Annotated in this window: 6 protein-coding genes; 1 reads left to right on the top strand and 5 read right to left on the bottom strand. The window is 41.9% G+C overall.

Annotated features, from left to right (window positions below; translation table 11 throughout):
* From AB1488_03140 to mutL, 5 genes are all read right to left on the bottom strand, one after another.
* On the bottom strand, positions 1 to 85 hold an 85-nt coding region (locus AB1488_03140), incomplete at its 3' end, for a prepilin-type N-terminal cleavage/methylation domain-containing protein (GenBank protein ID MEW6409091.1).
* Positions 86 to 123: 38 nt separating this feature from the next.
* Positions 124 to 486: a prepilin-type N-terminal cleavage/methylation domain-containing protein gene (locus tag AB1488_03135; protein ID MEW6409090.1), complete on the bottom strand. Its 363-nt coding sequence runs from the start codon at positions 484 to 486 to the stop codon at positions 124 to 126.
* A 235-nt stretch (positions 487 to 721) separates the two neighbouring features.
* Positions 722 to 1,117, bottom strand: coding sequence for an NUDIX hydrolase (locus tag AB1488_03130; GenBank protein MEW6409089.1), 396 nt, complete (start codon positions 1,115 to 1,117; stop codon positions 722 to 724).
* The gene (gene miaA / locus AB1488_03125; protein ID MEW6409088.1) at positions 1,086 to 2,039 is read right to left on the bottom strand and encodes a tRNA (adenosine(37)-N6)-dimethylallyltransferase MiaA; all 954 of its coding nucleotides are present in this window, start codon (positions 2,037 to 2,039) and stop codon (positions 1,086 to 1,088) included. Before miaA ends, AB1488_03130 begins: the two co-directional genes overlap by 32 nt.
* Positions 2,036 to 3,739, bottom strand: a complete 1,704-nt coding sequence (gene mutL / locus AB1488_03120; protein MEW6409087.1) for a DNA mismatch repair endonuclease MutL — start codon at positions 3,737 to 3,739, stop codon at positions 2,036 to 2,038. The genes miaA and mutL overlap by 4 nt, the downstream gene beginning before the upstream one ends.
* A gap of 68 nt (positions 3,740 to 3,807) precedes the next feature.
* On the opposite strand from mutL, the gene AB1488_03115 reads away from it, so the two are divergent.
* Positions 3,808 to 4,304, top strand: a 497-nt coding sequence (locus AB1488_03115) for a hypothetical protein (GenBank protein ID MEW6409086.1), incomplete at its 3' end; no start/stop codon positions are given.

The raw sequence follows: 4,304 nt of genomic DNA, 5'->3' as shown, positions 1-4,304 counted from the left end.
TCGGTATCGCCACCGCTGCAAGAATCCCGAGGATGATGATTACTATAACAAGTTCAATCAGTGTAAAACCTTTCTGGTTCCTCATTATTTTCACATTAACATCTCCTCACATTTATCTCACAATTAGTCTCCAACAGATGCAGTAATCTTAACAGGATGCGTAAATGTCCAGGTGTATGTTGTGTCACCGATTACAGCTGAAAATCTATAGGTATCAACCATGGTTAATCCACCAGTCTCTTCAAGTTCATTATAGATAGATGTTATATTATGCGTATATGAAGGTCGTGCAACGTTTGACTGTGCATAAGCAACCGTGGCTGCTGTCCTCAGCTGCCCAGAAAAACCTCTCGCTGTTGCCTTTCTTGAATCTTCTATCAACGTAGTAAGTTTCGGTACCGCCACCGCTGCAAGAATCCCGAGGATGATGATTACTATAACGAGCTCAATTAGTGTAAAACCTTTCTGGTTCCCCGTTATTTTCATTCTGCATCTCCTTATTTATTTTTACCCCGCACCCAGAAAGCCCCACCCGCGCAGTCCTCGCACCCCGCGAAAGTGGGGTGCGGGGTTTACTCTAAAGTTCCTTTACGGGGCTGGATGCCACTTCGCTCAGTGACATCTCGTCCTCCATCTTCTCGGTGAATGCTGTTTGCTTAATTAAACAAATTATACATAGTATTCCCCTTTTGTCAAGTATTTTTTTATTACATCAATTGAATCAATTGAATGAAAAATAATCCCTCAGTATCTCTGTATGATCAAAACACAGGGGTGAAGGCAGGTTGTCCTTTGTAAATACACCTATTTCTTTTGCATCGTCCGATGCCTTTGGTTCACCATTTGCCCTTGCAATAAAAACCACGCTTACAGTGTGAAAACGAGGATCCCTCTTAGGGTCAGAGTAGGCATGAAACTGCCTTATAATCTCAACATCAAGTGCTGTCTCTTCCTTTGCCTCTCTTATTGCTGCCTGCTCAAGTGTTTCACCATAATCAACGAATCCACCGGGAATTGCCCAGCCATAAGGCGGATTCTTTCTCTTAATAAGGACAATGCCTCTGTCCTCAATCTCTATAATTATGTCAACAGTAAGAAATGGATTTCTCTGAGGCATATTGGTAATCCTTAATCATCGGTATAATTCTCTTTACAATCTCTTCAGGGTCTTCAATCCCTGTTATATCCACCCACTCTATCCCCTCTTCCTTTCTAAACCATGTGAATTGCCTTTTTGCGTATCTCTTTGTATCTCTTTTGAATAGCCTTATTGCCTCATCTTTTGGATAATCTCCTCGGAAATATCTCAAAAAATGTCTGTAGCCTAATGCCTGCATAGAGGTCATTGTCTCATTGCATCCCATCTCGATGAGTCTTTTCACCTCATCCTCAAGTCCGTCTTTAATCATTGAATCAACCCTCTGCTCAATTCTTCTGTAAAGCTCTCTTCTATCCCTTATGAGGCATATCTTGATAAAGTTATATCTCAACCCTCTTTCATCCCAGTCTTGAAGATATGTTATCGGTCTTCCTTCTTTATAATAAACCTCAAGTGCCCTCACTATACGTCTCAGGTCTTTAGGATGTATCCGTTCTGCAGCCTCAGGGTCGACCTTTAGGAGTTTTTTATGGAGAGAACCTTTCTCTTTTTCCTTTTCTTCACGCAGTAGTCTCTCACGAAACGATTTATCCGCTGTTGGTCCACTGAACAATCCCCTAATCAGTGCCCTCACATAAAGCCCTGTGCCACCAACAATGAGGGGAACCATACCTCTATAAGAAAAATCCCTTATCAACCCATCAACCATTCTTACATACTCCCCTGCACTGAAGGCTTCCCATGTCTCCTTTATATCTATCATGTGATGTCTGACAGCATCTCTCTGTTCAGCAGTAGGTTTTGCCGTTCCTATATCCATGCGACGATATACCTGCATCGAGTCTGCACTGATTATCTCTGTATTAAGTCTCTGGGCAAGGAGTATTGCAACCTCGGTCTTTCCAACAGCAGTTGATCCTAAAAGTAGAATCAGTCTCACCGCCTTTTGAACATCCTCTTCAGTTCCTCAGTCATAAATCTTATTATCGTCGGCCTTCCATGCGGGCATGTGTGTGGCATATCTGTCTTTTCGAGGTCTTTCATCAACTGTGACATCTGATTGCTGTTGAGTGGTTGATTTGCCCTTACTGCACCGTGACACGCCATAGTAGCCATTACTGCATCCATGAGGTTAGTGCTTGTGTTTTTTGAGATAGTCGTAAGCAGGTCTAAAAGAAGCATCCTCGGATCACAGCCTGAGAGTACAGACGGCACTGACCTGATAATAAATGACGCCCCACTGAACTCCTCAACCTCAATACCGATGCTCGTTATAAGCCCCATTTGTTCTCTTAGGATAATTGTCTCCGCAGGAGAGAGTTCAATAACCACAGGTATAAGTAGAGATTGGGAAGTTATCTGCTTAAAATTGTATGCCTTTTTCAGAGTCTCGTAGAGTATCCTCTCATGTGCTGCATGCTGGTCTATGATTGTTATACCCTGATGGCTCACAGCCACAATGAATGTTCCATCAATCTGAATAAACCTGTAGTCCTCTCTATCCGTAGAAAGAAGATAGCCCTGCATCTCCTCCATTACACGACTATGGAAGGCAACATCACTTTCTACTTCCCACCATTTACCATTCTCAATATCTCTCCACTGAAAATGTTCGCTGATAATGTCCTTTCGCTCTTTATCATTCACCGTCTCCAGAGACCCTATCCTTTCTCTAATCGCAGTAACAACCATATCATGTATACTACCCTGATCCCTGAACGCAACCTCCCTTTTTGTCGGATGAACATTGACATCAACGCTGGCAGGCTCCATTTCAATGAAAAGAAAGGCTACAGGATGTCTGTCTTTGTGGATGGTGTTTCTATATGCCTCGTAAAGGGCATGAGTCAATGTAGCATTTCTTACCGGCCTACCATTAACAAAGAAGACCTGATGTGTGCGGTCTGCCATGGTTACCTGTGGTAGCGATACAAAGCCATGCACATTTAGATGGTCACTCTTTGAGTCAATCTCTTTAAGGGACTCCACAAATTCCATGCCGTATATCTGATGTAGCCTGCTGCGTATATCTCTGGAATCAGGGAAATCAAACAGCAACTTTCTGTTATGAGAAAGCGTAAAGTGTATCCTGTAATTTGCTATCGCATGTTGTGTAACTATCTCTATAATATGCCGTAGTTCTGTATTCATAGCTTTTAGAAACTTAAGTCTTGCTGGCATATTGAAGAATATATCCTTTACCTCCACGAGTGTCCCTTTTGGTGCACCTGTATCATATACACCAATCAGCCTTCCTCCCTCTATCTCTACTTTTACACCCAATCTTGCTGCATCTATTGAAGTAACCATCATCAGTCTCGACACAGATGCGATGGAAGGAAGTGCTTCACCTCTGAAACCCATTGTCTTTATCGCCCATAATCCTGCTTCATCCCTGAGTTTACTCGTTGCATGCCGCTCGAAGGCAAGGATGGCGTCCTCTCTTTCCATACCACAACCATTGTCTGCAAGCCTAATGAGTTTCTTTCCACCTTGCTGAATATCTATAGTAATTCGTGTGCTTTTAGCATCTATGGAATTTTCAACCAGTTCCTTAACAATAGAGGCAGGTCTTTCAACCACCTCACCTGCAGCAATCTTGTTGACAAGCTCTTCTGGGAGGATGCGTATAGACGGCATTACGATTCAATGATAGAGCAATATGGTCTATCTTGTCAAGGAAGATAAAATCATATAGAATCTGATTAATGAAACAATCAAATTTCAAACGATTACTTATAAAAATCTCTGTTATATCTATCATCCTCCTGATAATCATTGCAAGCTTCTTTCTTTACATCAGATTCAGTGAAGTAAAACGAACCCTGCTCAGAGTTGTATCCGAAAAGGTATCCCATAGAATCAATCAGGGGTTTATCATTGAGGATGCTGGTTATGACCCTCTCAGGGGTGCATACATCAAAGGTATAAAACTCGGTAACCCTGAAGGCTTTGAAAGGGGAGATCTTCTTGAAATAGGCGAAATAAGGACATATCCGATTCTGAGGGACATCATTAAAGGGAAACTGAACTTTAAAAGTATTGTATTGATCAATCCTGTGATGAATCTTAAGAAGAAAAACGGTAAGTGGAACATATCAGATAATCTCATTGAACTGATAAGCAAAGGGGAAAGAGAGTATTTTATAAAATCGTTCAAGATTGAAAGAGGGAGCATCACGGTAGATGATAATCCACTACTAAG

This window comes from Nitrospirota bacterium, from assembly GCA_040756155.1.
Taxonomy (GTDB): Bacteria; Nitrospirota; Thermodesulfovibrionia; order JACRGW01; family JBFLZU01; genus JBFLZU01.
Note: the sequence above shows the minus strand (reverse complement) of the source record. Positions and strands in the feature narration are given on the sequence as shown.

What these genes read in the sequence shown, in the direction of transcription:
- AB1488_03135 (MEW6409090.1), bottom strand. Translation starts at nt 486, where the DNA reads ATGAAAATAACGGGGAACCAGAAAGGTTTTACACTAATTGAGCTCGTT.
- AB1488_03130 (MEW6409089.1), bottom strand. Translation starts at nt 1,117, where the DNA reads ATGCCTCAGAGAAATCCATTTCTTACTGTTGACATAATTATAGAGATT.
- mutL (MEW6409087.1), bottom strand. Translation starts at nt 3,739, where the DNA reads ATGCCGTCTATACGCATCCTCCCAGAAGAGCTTGTCAACAAGATTGCT.